The organism is Streptomyces sp. NBC_00287, from assembly GCF_036173105.1.
Lineage (GTDB): Bacteria > Actinomycetota > Actinomycetes > Streptomycetales > Streptomycetaceae > Streptomyces.
Genome location: NZ_CP108053.1, coordinates 1,747,355 through 1,769,458, shown reverse-complemented (window position 1 = coordinate 1,769,458; position 22,104 = coordinate 1,747,355). Strand labels below are relative to the sequence as shown.

Below are 22,104 nucleotides of genomic sequence, written 5' to 3'. Positions count from 1 at the left end.
GAGGAGAACTTCCGTGAACTGGGACGACACGACCGACACCCCCGCCGAAGAGCGGCTCGTCGGTGCGTCCGCCGACCGTGACGACCAGGCCGTCGAAGCGGCGCTGCGCCCCAAGGACCTGGACGAGTTCATCGGCCAGGAGAAGGTCCGCGAACAGCTCGACCTCGTCCTGCGCGCCGCACGCGCGCGTGGCGCCACCGCCGACCACGTCCTGCTCTCCGGCGCCCCCGGCCTCGGCAAGACCACCCTGTCGATGATCATCGCGGCCGAGATGGACGCCCCGATCCGCATCACCTCCGGGCCCGCCATCCAGCACGCCGGCGACCTCGCGGCGATCCTCTCCTCCCTCCAGGAGGGCGAGGTCCTCTTCCTCGACGAGATCCACCGCATGTCCCGGCCCGCCGAGGAGATGCTCTACATGGCGATGGAGGACTTCCGCGTCGACGTGATCGTCGGCAAGGGCCCCGGCGCCACCGCCATCCCCCTTGAGCTGCCGCCCTTCACCCTGGTCGGCGCCACCACACGCGCGGGACTGCTGCCGCCCCCGCTGCGCGACCGCTTCGGCTTCACCGCGCACATGGAGTTCTACGAGCCCACCGAGCTGGAGCGCGTCGTCCACCGCTCCGCGCATCTCCTCGACGTCGAGATCGACCCGGCCGGCGCCGCCGAGATCGCCGGCCGCTCCCGCGGCACGCCCCGCATCGCCAACCGTCTGCTGCGCCGAGTACGGGACTATGCGCAGGTCAAGGCCGACGGCATCGTCACGCGCGAGATCGCGGCGGCGGCACTGAAGGTCTACGAGGTCGACGCCCGTGGCCTCGACCGTCTCGACCGCGCCGTACTCGAAGCGCTGCTCAAGCTGTTCGGCGGCGGCCCCGTCGGCCTGTCCACCCTCGCGGTCGCGGTGGGGGAGGAGCGCGAGACGGTGGAGGAAGTCGCCGAGCCCTTCCTGGTGCGGGAGGGTCTGCTGGCCCGCACTCCCCGCGGCCGGGTGGCCACGCCCGCGGCATGGGCGCATCTCGGCCTCACCCCGCCGCGCTCGGGGGCTGCCGGAAACGGACAAGGGGACCTGTTCGGGACGTGAGGGCCCTGCGGCGGGGCCGCTCGGCGCGGGCATTGGCAAGGTCAGGAACCTCGGTGCCATGCTGAGCGTTGTTCCTTGCACGCGGACTCGCTTAGACTCCGCCGATGCCGCCGTTGTCGGCGGCACATATACCCCCAACCATCAGGCCGCTCACCATCGCGGTCGTGTGAAGGAAGTTCCGACCCGTGAGTCTCGTGACCCTCCTCCCGTTCATCGTGCTCATCGGGGCCATGTTCCTGATGACCCGGTCGGCCAAGAAGAAGCAGCAGGCGGCCGCCGACATGCGGAACCAGATGCAGCCCGGTTCCGGCGTCCGCACCATCGGGGGCATGTATGCCACGGTCAAGGAGGTCAACGAGGACACCGTCCTTCTTGACGCCGGCCCGGGTGTGGACCTGCTCTTCGCCAAGAACTCCATCGGTGCCGTCCTCTCCGACGACGAGTACAACCGCATCGTCCACGGCGTCGAGCACGACCTGAAGACCGACGTCGTCCCGGACGACGCCTCCTCCCTCACCGAGTCCGACGACGCTGCCGCCGCCTCCGACGAGAAGTCCGTCGACCTCGGGAAGAAGGACGCGGACACCGACGAGGAGCCCTCCGACGACGTCGCGGCCGCCGAGACCAAGGCCGACAGCGAGCCGAAGAAGTCCGACGGCGAGTCCGACGCGAAGTAGCCGCTTCCCGGAGCGCGCGGGCGTGACCCGCGCGCCCCGGGCACGCGCGGCTCTCGCACGGGATCCCGACTACATGTCATGGCCGCCGGCGCCGACCCGGCGAGAGGCGGCCCGAGAGGGAGTACGAGAAGGTGGCAGCACCTAAGAAGGGCCGGAGCGCGAGCGCCCAGAGCAGGCCGGGGCGCTCGCTGGTCCTCATTCTGATCGCCATCGTGGCGCTCACCGGGGGAATGTTCCTCTCGGGGCACACCACCCCGCGTCTCGGCATCGACCTGGCCGGCGGTACGAGCATCACGCTCCGCGCGGAGGCCGAGCCCGGCCAGGAATCCGCGATCAACAAGACCAACATGGACACCGCCGTCGAGATCATGGAGCGGCGTGTCAACGGTCTTGGTGTCTCGGAGGCCGAGGTCCAGACCCAGGGCGACAAGAACATCATCGTCAACATCCCCAAGGGCACGAACTCCAAGGAAGCCCGGGACCAGGTCGGCACCACCGCCAAGCTCTACTTCCGCCCGGTCATCGCCACCGAGGTCACCGGCGCCGCCGCGACGACCAGCCCGTCCCCGACCCCGTCGGGCAGCGCCACGGACAAGGCGACCGACAAGGCGACCTCCTCCTCGTCCCCCTCGGCGACCGGCACGCCGTCGGCGACCTCCACCACCCAGGGCCGCGCGGCCTCCGACGCCCTGAAGGCCGACCCCACCGGTTCGGCGAGCCCCAGCTCCAGCGCCTCCCCGTCCGCCAGCGCCAGCCCCTCCGGCAGCGCGGACACCAGCAAGCTCGAAGCGCAGTACGCCGCGCTCGACTGCACCGACGAGAAGGCCCGCGCCAAGGCCGGCGACGGCGCCAAGCCCGAGGAGTCCACCGTCGCCTGCGGTCAGAACGCGCAGGGCCAGTGGCAGAAGTACATCCTCGGCCCGGCCGCGGTCGACGGCACCGACGTCAAAAGCGCCGAGGCGGTCTTCCAAACCCAGACCGCCGCCGGCTGGACCGTGACCATGAAGTTCACGGGTGAGGGCAGCAAGAAGTTCGCCGAGATCACCGGCCAGCTCGCGCAGAACCAGTCCCCGCAGAACCAGTTCGCCATCGTCCTGGACAACGAGGTCGTCTCCGACCCGTACGTCAGCCAGGCCCTGACCGGCGGCAGCGCCGAGATCTCCGGCAACTTCGACCAGGATTCCGCCCAGAGCCTCGCCAACATGCTGTCGTACGGCGCACTGCCGCTGTCCTTCAGCGAGGACAGCGTCACCACCGTGACCGCCGCGCTCGGCGGCGAGCAGCTGAAGGCCGGTCTGATCGCGGGCGCGATCGGTCTCGCCCTGGTCATCCTGTACCTGGTGATCTACTACCGCGGCCTGTCGCTCGTCGCCATCGCCTCGCTGCTGGTCTCCGCCGCGCTCACCTACGTGATCATGTCGCTGCTCGGCCCGGCCATCGGCTTCGCGCTGAACCTGCCGGCCGTCTGCGGTGCCATCGTCGCCATCGGCATCACAGCGGACTCGTTCATCGTGTACTTCGAACGCGTCCGGGACGAGATCCGGGAGGGCCGCTCGCTGCGCCCCGCCGTCGAGCGGGCCTGGCCGCGCGCCCGGCGCACCATCCTGGTCTCCGACTTCGTGTCGTTCCTGGCCGCCGCGGTGCTGTTCGTCGTCACCGTCGGCAAGGTCCAGGGCTTCGCGTTCACGCTCGGCCTGACCACCGTGCTCGACGTGGTGGTCGTGTTCCTGTTCACCAAGCCTCTGCTGACCCTTCTGGCCCGCAGGAAGTTCTTCGCGAGCGGCCACCCCTGGTCCGGCCTCGACCCCAAGCGACTGGGGGCCAAGCCACCGCTGCGCCGTACCCGCCGTCCCGCCGCCGGCCCCGTCGACCCGAAGGAGGCGTGAGATGTCGAAGCTCGGCACCCTCGGCGCCCGACTGCACCGTGGCGAGGTCGGCTACGACTTCGTCGGCAACCGCAAGCTCTGGTACGGCCTGTCCATCCTGATCACCATCACGGCGATCGTGGGCCTCGCGGTGCGCGGCCTGAACATGGGCATCGAGTTCCAGGGCGGAGCGGTCTTCACCACCCCGAAGACCTCCGTCTCGGTCTCCCAGGCGCAGGAGTACGCGGAAGAGGCCTCCGGCCACGACGCGATCGTCCAGAAGCTCGGCGACGGCAAGCTGCGTATCCAGGTCGCGGGCATCGACACCTCCGCGGCCGACAAGGTCTCCGCGGAGCTCGCCAAGGACCTGAAGGTCGACGAGAACGACGTCACCGGCGAGCTGGTCGGCCCCAGCTGGGGTGAGCAGATCGCCAACAAGGCCTGGCAGGGACTCGGGATCTTCCTGGTCCTTGTGGTGATCTATCTGGCGATCGCCTTCGAGTGGCGCATGGCGGTCGCCGCGTTCGTCGCCCTGATCCACGACATCACCATCACGGTCGGCATCTACGCCCTCGTGGGCTTCGAGGTCACCCCGGGTACGGTGATCGGTCTGCTGACGATCCTCGGTTATTCGCTCTACGACACGGTCGTCGTCTTCGACAGCCTCAAGGAGCAGACCAAGGACATCACCAAACAGACCCGCTGGACCTACAGCGACATCGCCAACAGGTCGATCAACAGCACCCTGGTCCGCTCCATCAACACCACGGTGGTCGCCCTGCTCCCGGTGGCGGGCCTGCTGTTCATCGGTGGCGGCTTCCTCGGTGCCGGCATGCTGAACGACATCTCGCTGTCGCTGTTCGTCGGCCTCGCGGCCGGTGCGTACTCCTCGATCTTCATCGCCACTCCGCTCGTCGCCGACCTCAAGGAGCGCGAGCCGCAGATGAAGGCCCTGAAGAAGCGCGTACTCGCCAAGCGCGCCCAGGCCGCGGCCAAGGGTGAGCCCCTGGACGCCGACCTCGTCGACGAGCCCCTCGACGACGAGCCGGACGACGATGCCGCGCCCGCCGTCGTCGGCCCCCGCAACCAGCCCGCGTCCCGCACCCGGGGCCGTGGCCGACCCTCGGGGAAGCGCCGATGACCGACATCGAAGAGCTGCTGCTCAGCCGCATCCGTGATGTGGCCGACTACCCGGAGCCCGGCGTGATGTTCAAGGACATCACCCCGCTGCTCGCGGACCCGGCCGCGTTCACGGCGCTCACCGACGCCCTCGCGCAGATCGCCGAGCGCGCCGGCGCCACCAAGGTCGTCGGACTGGAGGCCCGGGGCTTCATCCTCGGCGCCCCCGTCGCCGTCCGCGCCGGACTCGGCTTCATCCCGGTGCGCAAGGCGGGCAAGCTCCCCGGAGCCACCCTCAGCCAGGCCTACGACCTGGAGTACGGCTCGGCGGAGATCGAGGTGCACGCCGAGGACCTCACCGCCGAGGACCGCGTGCTGGTCGTCGACGACGTCCTCGCCACCGGCGGCACCGCCGAGGCCTCGATCCAGCTCATCCGCAGGGCGGGCGCCGAGGTCGCGGGCCTTGCCGTGCTGATGGAGCTCGGCTTCCTCGGCGGCCGCGCCCGGCTGGCACCGGCCCTCGACGGAGCCCCTCTGGAGGCCCTGCTCAAGATCTGAGCGAGACCCATGGACGCGCGGGGCGCACACTTCCCTGAAGGGAGGCGTGCGCCCCGCGCGCATGTCCGGGCGCACCACGACGGGACACCCGTACGCGAGGCCCTCGAAAGCCGTGGGACACCCGCAGGACACCGCCGAGGAATCCCTGATCCGCCCCTTGTGTTTCTTCCGTATAAGGCCCTCACATCGGCCTGAAGGCGATCCTGGGGCGCAGGCTCGCTACCATGGGGTCTCCGGAGCCTGACCGGGGGACCCGGATCGCGCACGAGGAGTCCTCTTGCCAGATGAGGCCCAGCACCTGACCGCCGCCAAGCCCGACTCCGCCTCGGGCCCCGCGGACAAGCCCGCGCCGAAGACGTCGAACGCGACGAACGACGCGCGTGGGCCGGTCGAGCACGCCCAGTCCGCGCCCGTCGACAAGTCGGCCGATCAGTCGCGCCCCAAGCCGGCCCCGCCCGAGCGCCCCTCCACCCCCGCGGTCCGCCCCAACACCGGCCAGCCGCCCCGCACCGGCTCCTCCAACCGTGTCCGCGCCCGCCTGGCCCGCCTCGGCGTCCAGCGCTCCAACCCGTACAACCCGGTGCTGGAGCCGCTGCTGCGGATAGTGCGCAGCAACGACCCGAAGATCGAGACCGCCACGCTTCGGCAGATCGAGAAGGCCTACCAGGTCGCCGAGCGCTGGCACCGCGGCCAGAAGCGCAAGAGCGGCGACCCGTACATCACCCACCCGCTCGCCGTCACCACGATCCTCGCCGAGCTGGGTATGGATCCGGCCACGCTCATGGCGGGCCTGCTGCACGACACCGTCGAGGACACCGAGTACGGCCTCGACCAGCTCCGCCGTGACTTCGGCGACTCCGTGGCGCTGCTCGTCGACGGCGTCACCAAGCTGGACAAGGTCAAGTTCGGCGAGGCCGCACAGGCCGAGACCGTGCGCAAGATGGTCGTAGCGATGGCCAAGGACCCCCGCGTCCTGGTCATCAAGCTCGCCGACCGTCTGCACAACATGCGCACCATGCGCTACCTCAAGCGCGAGAAGCAGGAGAAGAAGGCGCGCGAGACCCTGGAGATCTACGCGCCCCTCGCCCATCGCCTGGGCATGAACACCATCAAGTGGGAGCTGGAGGACCTCGCCTTCGCGATCCTCTACCCCAAGATGTACGACGAGATCGTCCGGCTGGTGGCCGAAAGGGCACCCAAGCGTGACGAATATCTGGCCATAGTGACCGACGAGGTGCAGCAGGATCTGCGCGCGGCCCGCATCAAGGCCACCGTCACCGGCCGCCCGAAGCACTACTACAGCGTCTACCAGAAGATGATCGTCCGCGGCCGTGACTTCGCGGAGATCTACGACCTGGTGGGTATTCGTGTACTTGTCGACACGGTCCGCGACTGCTACGCCGCCCTCGGCACCGTGCACGCGCGATGGAACCCGGTCCCCGGCCGGTTCAAGGACTACATCGCGATGCCCAAGTTCAACATGTACCAGTCGCTGCACACGACGGTCATCGGCCCCAACGGCAAGCCGGTCGAGCTGCAGATCCGCACCTTCGACATGCACCGCCGCGCCGAGTACGGCATCGCCGCGCACTGGAAGTACAAGCAGGAAGCCGTCGCCGGCGCCTCGAAGGTACGCACCGACGTGCCCAAGGCCGGCAAGGGCAAGGACGACCACCTCAACGACATGGCGTGGCTGCGCCAGTTGCTGGACTGGCAGAAGGAGACCGAGGACCCGGGCGAGTTCCTGGAGTCCCTGCGCTTCGACCTGTCCCGCAACGAGGTCTTCGTCTTCACCCCCAAGGGCGACGTCATAGCACTCCCGGCGGGTGCCACTCCCGTGGACTTCGCCTACGCCGTCCACACCGAGGTCGGCCATCGCACCATAGGCGCACGGGTCAACGGCCGTCTCGTCCCGCTCGAATCCACCCTGGACAACGGCGACTTGGTGGAGGTCTTCACCTCCAAGGCGGCCGGCGCGGGCCCCTCCCGCGACTGGCTCGGCTTCGTGAAGTCGCCGCGCGCCCGCAACAAGATCCGGGCCTGGTTCTCCAAGGAGCGCCGCGACGAGGCGATCGAGCAGGGCAAGGACGCCATCGCCCGCGCGATGCGCAAACAGAACCTGCCGATCCAGCGCATCCTCACCGGCGACTCCCTCGTCACCCTCGCGCACGAGATGCGCTACCCCGACATCTCCTCGCTGTACGCGGCGATCGGCGAGGGCCATGTGGCCGCGCAGAACGTCGTACAGAAGCTGGTGCAGGCCCTCGGCGGCGAGGAGGCGGCCACCGAGGAGATCGACGAGTCGGTCCCGTCGGCCCGCGGCCGCGGCCGCAAGCGGCGCAGCAGCCAGGACCCGGGTGTCGTGGTCAAGGGCGTCGACGACGTGTGGGTCAAGCTCGCCCGATGTTGTACGCCGGTCCCCGGCGACCCGATCATGGGCTTCGTCACCCGCGGCAGTGGAGTATCGGTTCACCGCACCGACTGTGTGAACGTGGATTCCCTGTCCCGTGAGCCGGAGCGCATCCTCGAGGTCGAGTGGGCGCCCACCCAGTCCTCGGTCTTCCTGGTCGCCATCCAGGTCGAGGCCCTGGACCGCTCCCGGCTGCTGTCGGACGTCACCCGCGTCCTGTCCGACCAGCACGTCAACATCCTCTCCGCGGCCGTACAGACCTCCCGCGACCGCGTCGCCACCTCCCGCTTCACCTTCGAGATGGGCGACCCCAAGCACCTCGGGCACGTGCTGAAGGCGGTCAGGGGCGTGGAGGGCGTCTACGACGTCTACCGGGTGACCTCGGCACGCAGCCGGGCGTAATCGCCGTAGGAGAACGAAAAGGGGCTCCCCTCGGGGAGCCCCTTCTCATGCCGGCTGTCTGAGTCAGCCGCCGAACTCCTGCAAGCCCTTCAGAGCCTGGTCCAGCAGCGCCTGGCGGCCCTCCAGCTCACGCTCCAACTTGTCGGCCTTGGCGTTGTTGCCCTGGGCGCGCGCCTGCTCGATCTGCTTGTGGAGCTTGTCCACCGCAGCCTGGAGCTGGCCGGTCAGACCCTCGGCACGCGCGCGTGCCTCCGGGTTGGTCCGGCGCCACTCGGCCTCCTCGGCCTCCTGGATGGCCCGCTCGACGGCGTGCATCCGGCCCTCGACCTTCGGCCGGGCGTCCCGCGGCACATGGCCGATGGCCTCCCAGCGCTCGTTGATCTGGCGGAACGCGGCACGCGCGGTCTTGAGATCCGTCACCGGGAGGATCTTCTCGGCCTCATGGGCCAGCTCCTCCTTGAGCTTGAGGTTCTCGGACTGCTCGGCGTCGCGCTCGGCGAAGACCGAGCTGCGCGCGGCGAAGAACACGTCCTGGGCGCCGCGGAAGCGGTTCCACAGGTCGTCCTCGTGCTCGCGCTGGGCACGGCCCGCGGCCTTCCACTCCGACATCAGCTCGCGATAGCGTGCCGCGGTCGGACCCCAGTCCGTCGACCCGGACAGCGACTCGGCCTCGGCGACCAGCCGCTCCTTGGTCTTACGGGCCTCCTCGCGCTGCGCGTCCAGCGCCGCGAAGTGCGCCTTGCGCCGCTTGGAGAACGCCGAGCGCGCGTGCGAGAAGCGGTGCCACAGCTCGTCGTCCGACTTGCGGTCGAGCCGCGGCAGCCCCTTCCAGGTGTCCACCAGGGACCGCAGCCGCTCACCGGCCGCCCGCCACTGGTCGGACTGCGCCAGCTCCTCCGCCTCCGCGACCAGCGCCTCCTTGGCGTGCCGCGCCTCGTCGGACTGCTTCGCGCGCTGCTGCTTGCGCTCCTCACGCCGCTTCTCGACGGTCTCCACGAGCTTGTCCAGACGCTTCCGCAGCGCGTCCAGGTCACCGACCGCGTGATGCGCGTCGACCTGCTCGCGGATGTGGTCGATCGCGACCTGCGCGTCCTTCGCGGACAGGTCGGTGGTCTTGACTCGCTTCTCGAGGAGGCCGATCTCGACAACCAGGCCCTCGTACTTGCGCTCGAAGTAGGCCAACGCTTCCTCGGGGGAGCCGGCCTGCCAGGAACCGACGACCTGCTCGCCATCGGCCGTACGCACGTACACGGTCCCCGTCTCGTCGACGCGGCCCCACGGGTCGCTGCTCACAGCGCCTCCTCCACATGATGCCTGCGTAGGGCCTCAGCGCCCCCGGGCATCGTCCACAGTTTCGTCACGGCCAACATAGGCGACCGGCGGGTTGCCTGTCCGCATCCCGCGCGACCGAAATTTCGCAGTTGGGGGGTCAGGATTTGGTGACAGTTGCCTTGTTGATCACGACGGTCGCGTTCGGCGCCGTGTTGCCCGTCGTGGGGTCCGCGGCCTGCGCTCCGGCGGCCGCCAGCTTCGTGAGGACCTTCATTCCGGCCTCGGTCACCGTGCCGAACGGTGTGTAGTTGGCCGGCAGCGGGCTGTCCTGGTAGACGAGGAAGAACTGGCTGCCGCCGGAGTCCTTGCCCTCACCGGTCTGGGCGTTGAACTGGTTCGCCATCGCGACCGTGCCCGCCGGGTAGACGTCGCCCTTGACGCTCTTGTCCTTGAGGTTCTCGTCCGGAATCGTGTAGCCGGGACCGCCGGTGCCGGTGCCCGTCGGGTCGCCGCACTGCAGCACGTAGATGCCGCTGTCGGTCAGCCGGTGGCACTTGGTGTGATCCAGGTAGCCCTTGTTCAGCAGGAAGTTGAACGAGTTCACGGTGCGCGGGGCGGCGGACGCCTTGAGTGCTATGTCGATCTCACCGCACGTGGTGTCCAGCTTCATCGTGTAGTCCGCGGACTCGTCGATGGTCATGGCCGGCTCTTTCTTCCAGCTCATGGTCTCGACCTTGCCCGCGGCCGCCTTCTTGCACGGGTCCGGGGCCTTGCTGGTCGGCGTCGCGCTCGGGGTGACCTCGGCGCCCGCGTTCGACTTGCCGTCGTCCCCGTCGAAGGCGCCGGCCGTATAGAGCCCGAGGCTGCCGATGATGACGACGCCGAGCGCGGACGCGATCACCGCGTTGCGCGTGCGTGACTTGCGCCGCGCGTCCGTACGCCGCTGCTGCTGCCGCAAGAACTTCTCCCGGGCGAGCTGACGCCGCCGCTGTTCCTGGCTGACCACGGGGTTGTCTCCTCAAGCGTCTGAATGCGTCGACCGGTGCGAGTGCGTCCGGTGGGCCGACCCTCTGCATGTGCCCCGTACCGTATATGGGTTCGCTGAGGAATCGGCAGCGCCGGTAGGCTCTGACCTCAGGCGCAGCCCACCGACTTGTCACCAAAACCGACACAACGAAGGACGATCGTGCTCATTGCCGGGTTCCCTGCCGGGGCTTGGGGGACGAACTGCTATCTCGTCGCCCCCGCCGCCGGTGAGGAGTGCGTGATCATCGACCCGGGCCACCAGGCGGCCCCCGGAGTCGAGGAAGCACTGAAGAAGCATCGGCTCAAGCCCGTTGCCGTCGTCCTCACCCATGGCCACCTCGACCATGTGGCCTCGGTCGTCCCCGTGTGCGGCGCGCACGACGTACCGGCCTGGATCCACCCCGAGGACCGGTACATGATGAGCGACCCCGAGAAGGCGCTCGGCCGTTCCATCGGGATGCCGCTGATGGGCGAGCTGACCATCGGGGAGCCGGACGACGTCAAGGAGCTGACCGACGGCGCGAAGCTGGAGCTGGCGGGGATGGAGCTCACCGTCGCCCATGCGCCGGGCCATACCAAGGGGTCGGTGACCTTCGGGCTGCCCGAGGCGGCGGACATCCCGCCGATCCTGTTCTCGGGCGACCTGCTGTTCGCCGGCTCCATCGGACGCACCGACCTGCCCGGCGGTGACATGGCCGAGATCCTCGACTCGCTGGCCCGCGTGTGCCTGCCGCTCGACGACTCGACCGTGGTGCTGTCCGGCCACGGCCCCCAGACGACCATCGGCCAGGAGCGCGCCACCAACCCGTATCTGCGGCAGGTGGCCGCCGGCCTCGGGAGCGTCGACGCTCCCCGACGAGGAATGTGACGAGACCTTCCGTGAGCACCTTCAAGGCCCCCAAGGGCACCTACGACCTGATCCCGCCGGACAGCGCCAAGTTCCTGGCCGTCCGCGAGGCCATCGCCGCCCCGCTGCGGAACTCCGGCTACGGCTACATCGAGACGCCCGGCTTCGAGAACGTCGAGCTGTTCGCGCGCGGTGTCGGTGAGTCCACCGACATCGTGACCAAGGAGATGTACGCCTTCGAGACCAAGGGCGGCGACAAGCTGGCCCTGCGCCCCGAGGGCACGGCGTCCGTGCTGCGCGCCGCGCTGGAGGCCAACCTGCACAAGGCGGGCAACCTCCCGGTCAAGCTCTGGTACTCCGGCTCGTACTACCGCTACGAGCGCCCCCAGAAGGGCCGTTACCGCCACTTCTCCCAGGTCGGTGCCGAGGCGATCGGTGCCGAGGACCCCGCCCTCGACGCCGAGCTGATCATCCTGGCGGACCAGGCGTACCGCTCGCTGGGCCTGAGCAACTTCCGCATCCTGCTCAACAGCCTGGGCGACAAGGAGTGCCGTCCGGTCTACCGCGCCGCGCTCCAGGACTTCCTGCGCGGCCTGGACCTCGACGAGGACACCCTGAGCCGCGCGGAGATCAACCCGCTGCGCGTCCTGGACGACAAGCGCGAGTCGGTCCAGAAGCAGCTGGGCGACGCGCCGCTGCTGCGCGACTACCTCTGCGACGCCTGCAAGGCGTACCACGAGGAGGTCCGCGAGCTGATCACGGCGGCGGGCGTCGCCTTCGAGGACGACCCGAAGCTGGTCCGCGGGCTGGACTACTACACCCGTACGACGTTCGAGTTCGTCCACGACGGTCTGGGCTCCCAGTCCGCGGTGGGCGGCGGCGGTCGCTACGACGGTCTGTCCGAGATGATCGGCGGCCCCGCACTGCCGTCCGTCGGCTGGGCCCTCGGCATCGACCGCACGGTCCTCGCGTTGGAGGCGGAGGGCGTGGAGCTCGAACTCCCCTCCATGACCAGCGTGTTCGCGGTCCCGCTGGGCGATGAGGCCCGCCGGATCCTGTTCGCCAAGGTCACCGAGTTGCGCAAGCTCGGCATCGCGGCGGACTTCTCGTACGGCGCCAAGGGCCTCAAGGGCGCCATGAAGAACGCCAATCGCAGCGGCGCCCGCTACACGATCGTGGCCGGCGAACGCGACCTCGCCGAAGGCGTCGTCCAGCTCAAGGACATGGAGTCCGGCGAGCAGTCGGCGATCGGCGTGAACGAGATCGTGGCGGAGCTGGAAGCCCGCCTGGGCTGAGAGCCACAGGGTCACGGGGGCTTCGCGGGAACGCGCGGCCCCCGTTGTCCTGAACCGAACGCCCCGGGTCCCCCGCAAGAGTTCCTTATCTCCAGCGAACGGTGGGCACGCGTCCGTTTGCGGCACAATGACCCCTGTCCGGAGAAGGTCCAACTCTCAAGTGACGGAATCGGCGTGATGAGCAAGACGACAGTCAGGGACGTCTCCACCGAACCCGAGCCGGAGCGCGCGGAGGCCGTGCCACAGGTGGTGGGGGGCAGTCGCGCGTTCGCGCTGATGCTGGTGATCACCGGCGCCGCCGGACTGCTCGCCTCGTGGGTCATCACGCTCGACAAGTTCAAGCTGCTGGAGGCCAAGGTCGAGGGGAAGACCTTCGTCCCCGGCTGCAGCCTGAACCCCGTCGTCTCCTGCGGCAGCGTCATGGAGAGCGACCAGGCCTCGGCCTTCGGCTTCCCCAACCCGATGCTCGGCCTCGTCGCCTACGGCGTCGTCATCTGCGTCGGCATCAGCCTGCTCGCCCGCGCCCGCTTCCCGCGCTGGTACTGGCTCACCTTCAACGCCGGCACCCTCTTCGGCATCGGCTTCTGCACCTGGCTGCAGTTCCAGTCGCTGTACCGCATCGGCGCCCTGTGCCTGTGGTGCTCCCTGGCCTGGGTCGCGACGATCATCATGTTCTGGTACGTGACCTCGTTCAACGTGCGCAACGGCTTCCTGCCCGGACCGCGCTGGCTGAAGGGCTTCTTCAGCGAGTTCACCTGGGTCCTGCCGGTGCTGCACATCGGCGTCATCGGCATCCTGATCATGACCCGCTGGTGGGACTTCTGGACCAGCTGACAGCGCCGAGGGCATTGTCAGTGCCGTGAATTAGGGTTTCAACCGTGGAGCCCGACCTGTTCACCGCCGCAGCCGAAGAACGCCAGGAGAAGGACCCGACCGCCAGCCCCCTGGCCGTCCGGATGCGCCCGCGCACCCTCGACGAGGTGGTGGGCCAGCAGCACCTGCTCAAGCCGGGCTCACCGCTGCGCAGACTGGTCGGCGAGTCCGGCGGCGGCCCTGCCGGACCCTCCTCGGTGATCCTGTGGGGTCCGCCCGGCACCGGCAAGACGACCCTGGCGTATGTCGTCTCCAAGGCCACCAACAAGCGTTTCGTGGAGCTGTCCGCGATCACCGCGGGGGTCAAGGAGGTTCGCGCGGTCATCGAGGGCGCCCGCCGCGCCACCGGCGGCTTCGGCAAGGAGACGGTCCTCTTCCTCGACGAGATCCACCGCTTCAGCAAGGCCCAGCAGGACTCCCTGCTCCCGGCGGTCGAGAACCGCTGGGTGACCTTGATCGCGGCGACCACCGAGAACCCGTACTTCTCGATCATCTCCCCGCTCCTGTCCCGCTCCCTGCTGCTGACCCTCGAACCCCTCACCGACGACGACGTCAGAGGTCTGCTGCGGCGGGCTCTGTCCGACGAGCGCGGCCTCAAGGACGCCGTCACCCTCCCCGAGGACACCGAGGCCCACCTCCTGCGCATCGCCGGCGGCGACGCCCGCCGCGCCCTGACCGCCCTGGAGGCCGCCGCCGGGGCCGCCCTCGACAAGGGCGAGCCGGAGATCGGGCTCCAGACCCTGGAGGAGACCGTCGACCGGGCGGCGGTGAAGTACGACCGCGACGGCGACCAGCACTACGACGTGGCCAGCGCCCTGATCAAGTCGATCCGCGGCTCCGACGTCGACGCGGCTCTGCACTACCTGGCCCGGATGATCGAGGCCGGCGAGGACCCCCGCTTCATCGCCCGCCGACTGATGATCTCGGCCAGCGAGGACATCGGCCTCGCCGATCCGAACGCCCTGCCCATCGCGGTCGCCGCCGCCCAGGCCGTCGCCATGATCGGCTTCCCGGAGGCCGCCCTCACCCTCAGTCACGCCACCATCGCCCTCGCCCTGGCCCCGAAGTCCAACTCCGCCACGACCGCCATCGGCGCCGCCATGGAGGACGTACGCAAGGGACTGGCCGGGCCCGTGCCTCCGCATCTGCGCGACGGGCACTACAAGGGCGCCGCCAAACTCGGGCACGCGCAGGGGTATGTGTATCCGCACGACCTGTCCGAGGGCATCGCCGAGCAGCAGTACGCCCCGGACGCCCTCAAGGACCGCGAGTACTACACCCCGACCCGGCACGGCGCCGAGGCGCGCTACGCGGACGCGGTGGAGTGGACCAGAATCCACCTCGGTCGCAAGCGGTCCTGAGCAGCCTGTAGAATCCCTTGAAGTGCTGTGTCCCGTGCAGTCAGAACGGGACGGTCAGCCGGAGACCCGGTTCTCACGAACCGGCTCCAGGAGCGTCGCGCACCGTCGAACGGTGTCGCGGGCAGCCCACCACCACTCGTCGTACGACGGGACCGGTCGGTGGGCCACTCGCGTGCTGCACGTATGTGCCCAGACCAGGGAGCGGCTGCCCAGCAGGTCCGACCGACCGGACCCGCGGGGTCTCCCAGGCTGCGGATGCGACCTCCCTCAACCCTGACAAGCCGAAAACCAGGAAATGAGAAACAAGTGGCGAATCAGTCCCGCCCCAAGGTCAAGAAGTCGCGTGCCCTCGGCATCGCGCTGACCCCGAAGGCCGTCAAGTACTTCGAGGCCCGTCCCTACCCGCCGGGTGAGCACGGCCGTGGCCGCAAGCAGAACTCGGACTACAAGGTCCGTCTGCTCGAGAAGCAGCGTCTGCGCGCGCAGTACGACGTGTCCGAGCGCCAGCTCGTCCGCGCCTACGAGCGTGCCTCGAAGGTTCAGGGCAAGACCGGTGAGGCCCTGATCATCGAGCTCGAGCGTCGTCTCGACGCCCTGGTCCTGCGTTCGGGCATCGCCCGCACCATCTACCAGGCCCGTCAGATGGTCGTGCACGGCCACATCGAGGTCAACGGCCAGAAGGTCGACAAGCCCTCGTTCCGCGTCCGTCCCGACGACGTCGTGATGGTCCGCGAGCGCAGCCGCGAGAAGACCCTCTTCTCCATCGCCCGCGAGGGCGGCTTCGCCCCCGACGGTGAGACCCCGCGCTACCTTCAGGTGAACCTCAAGGCCCTGGCGTTCCGCCTGGACCGTGAGCCGAACCGCAAGGAGATCCCGGTGATCTGCGACGAGCAGCTCGTCGTCGAGTACTACGCCCGCTGATCACCGGCAGGCCGTAGCACCTCAGCCCGCCGTCTCCCCGCCCTTCCGGGTGGGCGAGGCGGCGGGTTCGTGCATGTCGAGGGCGACTTTGGTGTGCCGCACGGGCCCACGCGGCGCGGGCAGCGCCTCCAGCGCCCTGGCCGCAGGCCGCCCAAGACCCAGGGCCCGGGCCACCGCCGCCTCCCGGTCGAGCCGCGCACCCGCCCGTACGCACTCCTCGTACCGCTCGTCGCCCAGCCGCTCCCGGGCCAACGCCTCGCACCGCTCGTGCGGGGCGTTGTAGTACGCCGAGCCGAACAGCGGCAGCCCCACCGACGGCCACATCCGCCCGGCCGCCCCTTGCAGCACCGCCGCCTCCGCCGGGTCGCCCTCGGCCGCCGTGACCAGGGCCAGCAGCTCCACCGTGAGCACCGAGCCGAGCAGGTCGTGGAAGGAGTGGGCGGCGGCCAGGCAGTCCGTCAGCAGCTCACGCGCGTGTGCCTGATCGCCCTCGCGCCAGGCCGCGTACGCCAGCACATACAGCGCGTACGACCGGGCCCAGCGCTCACCGTGGTCCTCGCACACCCGGCGTACGTCCTCGCACAGCCCCACCGCCTCTTCCGGATCGCCCTGGAAGGCCCGGGTCATCGCGAGCTCCACCTGGCCCATGAGGACGTTGCTGTTGAGCTCGCCGATCTCCTGGTAGCGGGCCAGCGCCGAGCGCAGCAGCGTTTCAGCACGGGCCATGTCGTCGCTGACCAGGGCAAGGCAACCGGTGCGGTGCTCGGCGTAGGCCGCCGCGATGGGGTTCGCCGACAGCTCGGCCTCCTCCCGGCATTCGTGCAGGGCGGCCAGCGCGGCGACGGTGTCGCCCTGGAGGACCGCCACATAGCCGAGCACCCACAGGGCCTTGAGCCGGGACTGCTCATGGCCGGAGTCCAGCCGGACGGCCTGGTCCAGCCAGTGCCGGCCCTCCGAGAGGCGCCCGCAGCCGACCCAGTAGAACCACAGGGAGCCCGCGAGGAGCTGGCCCAGATGTGCCTCGTCGGGCTCGGACAGACAGTGCTCCAGGGCGCTGCGCAGATTCGGCAGCTCCGCCTCCACGCGTGCGGCGACCTCCGCCTGGCGCGGTGAGAACCAGTCGAGCTCGCACCAGGTCGCAAGGCCCAGGTACCAGTCGCGGTGCCGGCGCCGCAGCCGCTCCGCGTCACCGGTCGCCGCCAGCCAGTCGGCGCCGTAGGCCCGGACCGTGTCCAGCATGCGGTAGCGCACGCCCGAGGCCGTCTCCTCGCGGGCGACCACCGACTGCGCGAGGAGTTCGGAGAGCACGTCGAGGACGTCGTCGGCGTGCAGACCGTGCCCGCTGCACACGTACTCCACGGCCTCCAGGTCGAACCGTCCGGCGAACACCGAAAGACGCGCCCACAGCAACCGCTCCTCGGGCGTGCACAGTTCATGGCTCCAGCCGATCGCCGTACGCAGCGTCCGATGGCGCCACGGCGCATCCCCGCCCGTCCTGGTCAGCAGTCGGAACCGGTCGTCGAGCCGGGACAGCAACTGCCCGGGAGACAGCGCCCGCAGCCGCCCGGCCGCCAGCTCCACCGCCAGCGGGATCCCGTCGAGTCGACGGCACAGCTCCCGTACGTCGTCATCGCCCGCGACCTCCACCCCGTGCAGTGCGGCCCGGTCGGCGAACAGCTCGACGGCCTCGTCCTCGGACAGCGGTGCCAGCGGGAACAGCTTCTCGCCCTGCACCGACAGCGGGCGGCGGCCCACCGCGAGCACCTTCAGTCCCGGCGCCCGGCCCAGCAGCGCGGTGACCAGCTCGGCACAGGCGTCGACCAGGTGCTCGAACCCGTCCAGGAGCAGCAGGAGTTGACGTTCGGCGAGCCGGTCGAGGAGCGTCTCGCGCGGCGGGCGCGTGGTGTGGTCGGTCAGTCCCAGCGCCGCCACGACCGCGTGCTCGACGAACGCGGGATCGCGCACCGGCGCCAGCTCCACCCGCCACACCCCGTCCGGCGGCGCGCACCGGGCAGCCGCGTGGGCCGCGAGCCGCGACTTGCCCACCCCGCCCACGCCGGTCACCGTCACCAGACGCGTCCCGCCGAGCGCCTCGGCCAGCCCCGCGAGTTCGGCCGTACGCCCGACGAACGCGTCGAGCTCCAAGGGCAGATTGCCGGCCACCGGGGTGTCCTCACGCTGTCCATCTCGCATGGGATACGGAGCGTACTGAACCGTATTCAGTCCGTACAATCGCTTCGCGCAACTCGGGCGCCGTGCGGGCCGTAATCCGGTACGGAGCCCCGCGCCCGGCGCGATAGGCTCGACCTCACGACTTTTCGATGTTGAGGCACGTTTCAGGGAGCGGGTGCAAACAGTGTCCGGTGGAGAGGTGGCCGGGATCCTGGTGGCCGTGTTCTGGGCGATCCTGGTCTCCTTCCTCGCCGTGGCACTGGTGAGGCTGGCCCAGACGCTCCGGGCGACCACCAAGCTGGTCGCGGACGTGACCGATCAGGCCGTCCCGCTCCTGGCGGACGCCTCCTCGGCGGTGCGTTCGGCGCAGACCCAGATCGACCGGGTCGACGCCATCGCCTCCGACGTCCAGGAGGTCACCTCCAACGCCTCCGCGCTGTCGACCACGGTGGCCTCCACCTTCGGCGGCCCCCTGGTCAAGGTCGCGGCCTTCGGCTACGGCGTGCGCCGGGCGATCGCGGGCCGCAAGGACGACGTGCCCGCCAAGGAACCCCGACGTACCGTGATCGTGGGCCGCACGGTTCCGGCGGCACGGCGGAGCAAGCGGAAGAAGGGCTGATCCAGCGATGTTCCGCCGTACCTTCTGGTTCACCACAGGTGTCGCGGCCGGTGTGTGGGCCACCACCAAGGTCAACCGCAAGATCAAGCAGCTGACCCCCGAGCACCTGGCCACGCAGGCCGCCAACAAGGCACTCGAGGCAGGAAACCGCCTCAAGGACCGCGCGGTGGGCTTCGCGCTCGACGTCCGCGACAACATGGCACAGCGGGAGGCCGAGCTGGGGGACGCGCTGGGCATCAACGCGGACCCCGAACTCCCCGCGCCGCGGCGGCATGCCGCGATCGAGAACCGCACCGAGCCGAAGACGTACGTCATCGACAACACGTCGTACACGTACAAGACGAATTCGTACAACCGGAATGAGGACCACTGATGGAGTCGGCTGAGATCCGCCGCCGCTGGCTGAGCTTCTTCGAGGAGCGCGGGCACACCGTCGTGCCTTCGGCGTCGCTCATCGCGGACGACCCGACTCTGCTCCTCGTCCCGGCCGGCATGGTGCCCTTCAAGCCCTACTTCCTGGGTGAGGTCAAGCCGCCCTTCGACCGCGCCACCAGCGTGCAGAAGTGCGTGCGCACGCCGGACATCGAAGAGGTCGGCAAGACCACCCGGCACGGCACGTTCTTCCAGATGTGCGGCAACTTCTCCTTCGGCGACTACTTCAAGGAAGGCGCCATCAAGTACGCCTGGGAGCTGCTCACCAGCCACCAGGACAAGGGTGGTTACGGCCTGGAGCCGGAGAAGCTCTGGATCACCGTCTACAAGGACGACGACGAGGCCGAGCGCATCTGGCACGAGGTCGTCGGTGTGCCGAAGGAGCGCATCCAGCGCCTCGGCATGAAGGACAACTACTGGTCCATGGGCGTGCCCGGCCCCTGCGGCCCCTGCTCCGAGATCAATTACGACCGCGGCCCCGAGTTCGGCGTCGAGGGCGGCCCCGCCGTCAACGACGAGCGGTACGTGGAGATCTGGAACCTCGTCTTCATGCAGTACGAGCGGGGCGAGGGCATCGGCAAGGACAACTTCGAGATCCTCGGCGACCTGCCGAGCCAGAACATCGACACCGGGCTCGGCCTGGAGCGGCTCGCCATGATTCTGCAGGGCGTGCAGAACATGTACGAGATCGACACCTCCATGGCCGTCATCAAGAAGGCCACCGAGCTGACCGGCGTGGCCTACGGCGACGCCCACTCCTCGGATGTCTCCCTGCGCGTGGTCACCGACCACATGCGCACCGCCGTGATGCTCATCGGCGACGGCGTCACCCCGGGCAACGAGGGCCGTGGGTACGTCCTGCGCCGCATCATGCGCCGCGCCATCCGCAACATGCGGCTGCTCGGCGCCACGGGTCCGGTCGTCAAGGAGCTCGTGGACACCGTCATTTTGATGATGGGCCAGCAGTACCCCGAGCTGGTCACCGACCGCGAGCGCATCGAGAAGGTCGCCGTCGCCGAGGAGAACGCCTTCCTCAAGACGCTGAAGGCCGGCACCAACATCCTCGACACCGCCGTCACCGAGACCAAGCAGGCCGGCGGCACCGTCCTCGCCGGCGACAAGGCCTTCCTGCTCCACGACACCTGGGGCTTCCCGATCGACCTCACCCTGGAGATGGCCGCCGAGCAGGGGCTGTCCGTGGACGAGGACGGCTTCCGGCGCCTGATGAAGGAGCAGCGGGAGCGCGCCAAGGCCGACGCCCAGTCCAAGAAGACCGGCCACGCCGACATGGGCGCCTACCGCGAGATCGCCGACCGCGCCGGTGAGACCGAGTTCATCGGCTACACCGACACCGAGGGCGAGTCGACGATCGTCGGCATCCTCGTGGACGGCGTCTCCTCCCCGGCCGCCACCGAGGGCGACGAGGTCGAGATCGTCCTCGACCGCACCCCGTTCTATGCCGAGGGCGGCGGCCAGATCGGCGACACCGGCCGGATCAAGGTGGACTCCGGTGCCGTCATCGAGGTCCGCGACTGCCAGAAGCCGGTCCCTGGTGTCTACGTCCACAAGGGCGTCGTCCAGGTCGGCGAGGTCACCGTCGGCGCCAAGGCCCAGGCCTTGATCGACAACCTCCGGCGCAAGGCCATCGCCCGAGCCCACTCGGCCACCCACCTGACCCACCAGGCCCTGCGCGACGCCCTCGGCCCGACGGCCGCCCAGGCCGGTTCCGAGAACCAGCCCGGCCGCTTCCGCTTCGACTTCGGCTCCCCGTCCGCCGTTCCTACGGCCGTGATGACCGACGTCGAGCAGAAGATCAACGAGGTGCTCGCCCGCGACCTCGACGTCCGCGCCGACGTCATGGGCATCGACGAGGCCAAGAAGCAGGGCGCCATCGCCGAGTTCGGCGAGAAGTACGGCGAGCGCGTGCGCGTCGTGACCATCGGCGACTTCTCCAAGGAGCTGTGCGGCGGCACCCACGTCCACAACACCGCCCAGCTCGGCCTGGTCAAGCTGCTCGGCGAGTCGTCGATCGGCTCGGGTGTGCGCCGTATCGAGGCCCTCGTCGGTGTCGACGCCTACAACTTCCTCGCCCGTGAGCACACGGTCGTCGCCCAGCTCCAGGAGCTGATCAAGGGCCGTCCGGAGGAGCTCCCGGAGAAGGTCTCCGCCATGCTCGGCAAGCTGAAGGACGCCGAGAAGGAGATCGAGAAGTTCCGCGCGGAGAAGGTCCTCCAGGCCGCCGCCGGTCTCGCCTCGTCCGCCAAGGACGTGCGCGGTATCGCCCTGGTGACCGGCCAGGTCCCCGACGGCACCACCGCCGACGACCTGCGCAAGCTGGTCCTTGATGTGCGGGGCCGCATCCAGGGCGGCCGGGCCGCTGTCGTGGCCCTCTTCACCACGCTCAACGGCAAGCCGCTGACGGTCATCGCCACCAACGAGGCCGCCCGCGAGCGCGGTCTCAAGGCCGGCGACCTGGTCCGTACGGCCGCCAAGACCCTCGGCGGCGGCGGTGGCGGCAAGCCGGACGTCGCCCAGGGCGGCGGCCAGAACCCGGCCGCCATCGGCGACGCCGTGGACGCCGTGGAGCGCCTGGTCGGGGAGACGGCCAAGTAATGCGCAGAGGACGTCGGCTCGCCATCGACGTCGGGGACGCCCGTATCGGGGTCGCCTCGTGCGACCCCGACGGGATCCTCGCCACCCCGGTGGAGACGGTCCCCGGCCGGGACGTCCCCGCAGCTCAGCGCCGATTGAAGCAGCTGGTCGAGGAGTACGAGCCGATCGAGGTCGTCGTCGGGCTCCCACGCTCCCTCAAGGGAGGCGAGGGCCCGGCCGCGGTCAAGGTCCGCGGCTTCGCCCAGGAGCTCGCGAAGGGCATCGCCCCGGTTCCGGTGCGGCTCGTGGACGAGCGGATGACCACGGTGACGGCCAGTCAGGGACTGCGCGCCTCGGGCGTGAAGTCGAAAAAGGGCAGATCGGTCATTGACCAGGCAGCCGCTGTGATCATCCTCCAGCAGGCACTGGAATCCGAACGGGTGTCAGGTAAAGCACCCGGCGAGGGCGTCGAAGTGGTCATCTGATCGCGATACGGTAACGTTCCGCGCGATGCGGCGGTGTTCGAACAGCTGCCGCACAAAGAGAGGCGGAACGGAAGCCGGGCCGGACGCCGCGCGA

General features: G+C 69.5%; 18 protein-coding genes. 15 read left to right on the top strand and 3 right to left on the bottom strand.

What is annotated here, in order from left to right:
• Positions 1 to 13: 13 nt before the first annotated feature.
• From ruvB to OHT76_RS07975, 6 genes are all read left to right on the top strand, one after another.
• Positions 14 to 1,084: a Holliday junction branch migration DNA helicase RuvB gene (gene ruvB, locus OHT76_RS08000; protein WP_328870047.1), complete on the top strand. Its 1,071-nt coding sequence runs from the start codon at positions 14 to 16 to the stop codon at positions 1,082 to 1,084.
• Positions 1,085 to 1,269: 185 nt separating this feature from the next.
• Positions 1,270 to 1,761: a preprotein translocase subunit YajC gene (gene yajC / locus OHT76_RS07995; RefSeq protein WP_328870046.1), complete on the top strand. Its 492-nt coding sequence runs from the start codon at positions 1,270 to 1,272 to the stop codon at positions 1,759 to 1,761.
• A 131-nt stretch (positions 1,762 to 1,892) separates the two neighbouring features.
• Positions 1,893 to 3,647 (top strand): protein translocase subunit SecD, encoded by a 1,755-nt coding sequence (gene secD / locus OHT76_RS07990; protein ID WP_328870045.1) that lies wholly within the window; start codon positions 1,893 to 1,895, stop codon positions 3,645 to 3,647.
• A gap of 1 nt (position 3,648) precedes the next feature.
• On the top strand, positions 3,649 to 4,767 hold the full coding sequence (secF, locus tag OHT76_RS07985) for a protein translocase subunit SecF (RefSeq protein ID WP_328870044.1): 1,119 nt from the start codon (positions 3,649 to 3,651) through the stop codon (positions 4,765 to 4,767).
• Positions 4,764 to 5,303 (top strand): adenine phosphoribosyltransferase, encoded by a 540-nt coding sequence (locus OHT76_RS07980; protein ID WP_328870043.1) that lies wholly within the window; start codon positions 4,764 to 4,766, stop codon positions 5,301 to 5,303. The genes secF and OHT76_RS07980 overlap by 4 nt, the downstream gene beginning before the upstream one ends.
• 277 nt (positions 5,304 to 5,580) lie before the next feature.
• A complete protein-coding gene (locus tag OHT76_RS07975; RefSeq protein ID WP_328870042.1) occupies positions 5,581 to 8,115 on the top strand; it encodes a RelA/SpoT family protein in 2,535 nt (844 codons plus the stop codon).
• A 63-nt stretch (positions 8,116 to 8,178) separates the two neighbouring features.
• Here OHT76_RS07975 and OHT76_RS07970 read toward each other — a convergent pair whose 3' ends face one another.
• Together OHT76_RS07970 and OHT76_RS07965 are read right to left on the bottom strand one after the other, a co-directional pair.
• On the bottom strand, positions 8,179 to 9,408 hold the full coding sequence (locus tag OHT76_RS07970; RefSeq protein ID WP_328870041.1) for a DUF349 domain-containing protein: 1,230 nt from the start codon (positions 9,406 to 9,408) through the stop codon (positions 8,179 to 8,181).
• 136 nt (positions 9,409 to 9,544) lie between these two features.
• Positions 9,545 to 10,393 (bottom strand): peptidylprolyl isomerase, encoded by an 849-nt coding sequence (locus OHT76_RS07965; RefSeq protein ID WP_328870040.1) that lies wholly within the window; start codon positions 10,391 to 10,393, stop codon positions 9,545 to 9,547.
• 180 nt (positions 10,394 to 10,573) lie between these two features.
• Between OHT76_RS07965 and OHT76_RS07960 the strand changes: the two genes are divergently transcribed.
• The 5 genes from OHT76_RS07960 (at position 10,574) to rpsD (ending at position 15,710) form a co-directional block, all read left to right on the top strand.
• Positions 10,574 to 11,281, top strand: coding sequence for an MBL fold metallo-hydrolase (locus OHT76_RS07960; RefSeq protein WP_328870039.1), 708 nt, complete (start codon positions 10,574 to 10,576; stop codon positions 11,279 to 11,281).
• Positions 11,282 to 11,292: 11 nt separating this feature from the next.
• Entirely contained in the window at positions 11,293 to 12,555 is a 1,263-nt protein-coding gene (gene hisS / locus OHT76_RS07955) for a histidine--tRNA ligase (protein ID WP_328870038.1), read from the top strand.
• A gap of 177 nt (positions 12,556 to 12,732) precedes the next feature.
• On the top strand, positions 12,733 to 13,389 hold the full coding sequence (locus OHT76_RS07950; RefSeq protein WP_328870037.1) for a vitamin K epoxide reductase family protein: 657 nt from the start codon (positions 12,733 to 12,735) through the stop codon (positions 13,387 to 13,389).
• A gap of 44 nt (positions 13,390 to 13,433) precedes the next feature.
• Positions 13,434 to 14,789 carry a replication-associated recombination protein A gene (locus tag OHT76_RS07945; protein WP_328870036.1) on the top strand — a complete coding sequence of 452 codons (1,356 nt, stop codon included), beginning with the start codon at positions 13,434 to 13,436 and terminating at the stop codon, positions 14,787 to 14,789.
• A 306-nt stretch (positions 14,790 to 15,095) separates the two neighbouring features.
• Positions 15,096 to 15,710, top strand: coding sequence for a 30S ribosomal protein S4 (rpsD, locus tag OHT76_RS07940; protein ID WP_129796831.1), 615 nt, complete (start codon positions 15,096 to 15,098; stop codon positions 15,708 to 15,710).
• A 21-nt stretch (positions 15,711 to 15,731) separates the two neighbouring features.
• Here the strand turns inward: rpsD and OHT76_RS07935 are convergent, their stop codons facing one another.
• Positions 15,732 to 17,903, bottom strand: coding sequence for an ATP-binding protein (locus OHT76_RS07935; protein WP_328870035.1), 2,172 nt, complete (start codon positions 17,901 to 17,903; stop codon positions 15,732 to 15,734).
• Between the two features lie 154 nt (positions 17,904 to 18,057).
• Here OHT76_RS07935 and OHT76_RS07930 point away from each other — a divergent pair, with 154 nt between their 5' ends.
• Genes OHT76_RS07930 through ruvX form a run of 4 tightly spaced genes read left to right on the top strand, consistent with a single transcriptional unit; the run spans position 18,058 to position 22,010 of the window.
• Complete coding sequence (locus OHT76_RS07930) at positions 18,058 to 18,501, top strand: DUF948 domain-containing protein (protein ID WP_328870034.1); 444 nt, start codon at positions 18,058 to 18,060, stop codon at positions 18,499 to 18,501.
• A gap of 7 nt (positions 18,502 to 18,508) precedes the next feature.
• On the top strand, positions 18,509 to 18,874 hold the full coding sequence (locus OHT76_RS07925; protein WP_328870033.1) for a hypothetical protein: 366 nt from the start codon (positions 18,509 to 18,511) through the stop codon (positions 18,872 to 18,874).
• Positions 18,874 to 21,546 (top strand): alanine--tRNA ligase, encoded by a 2,673-nt coding sequence (alaS, locus tag OHT76_RS07920; protein WP_328870032.1) that lies wholly within the window; start codon positions 18,874 to 18,876, stop codon positions 21,544 to 21,546. Before OHT76_RS07925 ends, alaS begins: the two co-directional genes overlap by 1 nt.
• A complete protein-coding gene (ruvX, locus tag OHT76_RS07915) occupies positions 21,546 to 22,010 on the top strand; it encodes a Holliday junction resolvase RuvX (protein WP_015661798.1) in 465 nt (154 codons plus the stop codon). The genes alaS and ruvX overlap by 1 nt, the downstream gene beginning before the upstream one ends.
• Positions 22,011 to 22,104: the final 94 nt, after the last annotated feature.